This window comes from Campylobacter ureolyticus (genome assembly GCF_027277485.1).
Lineage (GTDB): Bacteria > Campylobacterota > Campylobacteria > Campylobacterales > Campylobacteraceae > Campylobacter_B > Campylobacter_B ureolyticus_B.
In genome coordinates this window covers 1-1,931 of record NZ_JAPXGQ010000030.1, presented here as the reverse complement: position 1 = coordinate 1,931, position 1,931 = coordinate 1, and the positions used below count along the sequence as shown (strand labels likewise).

Annotated in this window: 3 protein-coding genes; 2 read left to right on the top strand and 1 reads right to left on the bottom strand. The window is 29.7% G+C overall.

Going from position 1 to position 1,931, the window contains the following annotated elements; genetic code table 11:
- The first annotated feature begins 96 nt into the window (after positions 1–96).
- Entirely contained in the window at positions 97–888 is a 792-nt protein-coding gene (locus O6B72_RS09265; protein ID WP_269492985.1) for a DNA adenine methylase, read from the top strand.
- 26 nt (positions 889–914) lie between these two features.
- Here O6B72_RS09265 and O6B72_RS09260 read toward each other — a convergent pair whose 3' ends face one another.
- Positions 915–1,130 (bottom strand): hypothetical protein, encoded by a 216-nt coding sequence (locus tag O6B72_RS09260; protein ID WP_101636617.1) that lies wholly within the window; start codon positions 1,128–1,130, stop codon positions 915–917.
- A gap of 151 nt (positions 1,131–1,281) precedes the next feature.
- On the opposite strand from O6B72_RS09260, the gene O6B72_RS09255 reads away from it, so the two are divergent.
- A partial coding sequence (locus O6B72_RS09255; protein WP_269492984.1) for a S24 family peptidase occupies positions 1,282–1,931 on the top strand: 650 nt, incomplete at its 3' end.

Below are 1,931 nucleotides of genomic sequence, written 5' to 3'. Positions count from 1 at the left end.
TTTTAGGGGGATTAACCCCCTGTAAAACCTATGCAAGTGGCATTTTACCACTATTTAAAACTTATGCTAAAAAAATTACATTTTAAAAGGAAAGTTATGAAAAACTTTAAACTAAAATGTAAAACTTATGCAAAATGTCGTGCCCCATTTGCTTGGGTTGGTGGGAAGTCAAGGTTAGCAAAAGATATAATAGCCCTAATGCCAGAGCATAAAACCTATGCTGAAGTATTTGGTGGTGCTTTGAGCGTATTTTACCAAAAGGCTCCTTCAAAGCTAGAAATTATTAACGATATAAATAGTGATCTTATAAACTTGCACCGAATTATAAAGTCAAGACCCATAAGTCTTCAAATAGAGCTTAACAATATGCTAAGAAGTAGAGAGATTTTTGAGTTAATAAAAAATAAAGCTATAAAGCCAAGAAATAATGTGCAAAAAGCAGCGTTTTACTACTATTTGATAAGCCTTAGCTTTGGAGCTAAGATGGATAACTTTGCGATGAGTAAAAGCTTAAGAAGTCCAAAAAACATCTATAAAAGCTTTGAAATTTATAGTAAGCGTTTAAAAATGGCTGTGATAGAAAACTTAAGCTATGAAAAATTTATAAAAGAGTATGATGGAGTGGATACTTTATTTTATTTAGATCCACCATATGTTGGAACTGAAAGTTACTACAAAATGCCAAGGACGTTTGATTTAAAAAGCCATGAGAACTTAGCTTTGATTTTAAAAGGTGTAAGGGCTAAATTTATACTTTCATATAATGACTGCCCGGTGGTAAGAAAGCTTTACAAAGACTTTAATATTAAAGAGGTTTCAACTAATTATAGCCTAAATATAAACTCAATAAATAAAAAGGCTAAAGAGCTTATAATAATGAATTACTAAGACTTTAAAGGGTGATTAATCGCCCTTTAATAACCAAGATTTATCTCACCATTTTTTAGATAAAGTGTTTTACCTTCTAAATGCCCACTAACATAATAAAAAACGCTTTGAGCACTATTTGAGTTTTTTATATAACCTATTTTATTATCAATTTGAACAGCTGTATCGCTATAAACTTCTTCTTCCATAAAAAGCTCTTTTATAAGGCTTATATCGTTTGCTTCTAAGTTTATAAATATCATTTTATTTCCTTTACTTTTATAAAAAGAGTATAACTCTACTATACTGTGCTTTGGCTGTTGTTTATAAAAATAAATTATAAAAAATAATATTTTATTAATTTAATACAAAAATATGCTAAATTTATCTTATATTTTATAATAAGGTGTAAAAATGACAATGGAACAAATCAATGAAAGATTAAAAGATATCTTATCAAATAAATTTAAAGATAAACTCATAAAAGATAAAGACGTGGCTGATGCTTTAGGAATAGATCCAAACAACTACGCCCAGCTCAAATTTAGAAACTCAGTACCATATAAACAGATACTAGATTTTTTGTTTAAAGAAGGGATTTCAATTAATCTCTTTTTTTATGGCAAAGACGCCAGTAATAGCGATAATTTAAAAACATTAAGGATGTTTGATGTGGGGGCTTCTTTAGGCGGTGGGGCAAATAATGATGATGAAAGCTTTCAAAATGTAGTTATAAGTGAGCAAATTTTAGAAAAAAGTAATGTTAAGTTTTTAGGAAAGATTGATATAATCAAAGCTATTGGCGAGAGCATGGAGCCTTATATAATGGATGGGGATAGTTGTTTTATAGCAGTAGGAGCTGAGTTTAAAGATGGTGAAATTTATGCTATAAACACGCCTGATGGACTTATGATAAAAGAGTGCTACAAGCAAGGTAATGAGTTTATGCTAATATCTTATAATCCTATCTACTTGCCAGTAAGATACAGCATCTATGAGTGTAAGATAGTAGGAATGTTTGTAGGAATTATAAGAGGTAGGGGAAAGTTTAAGATAAATCTAAA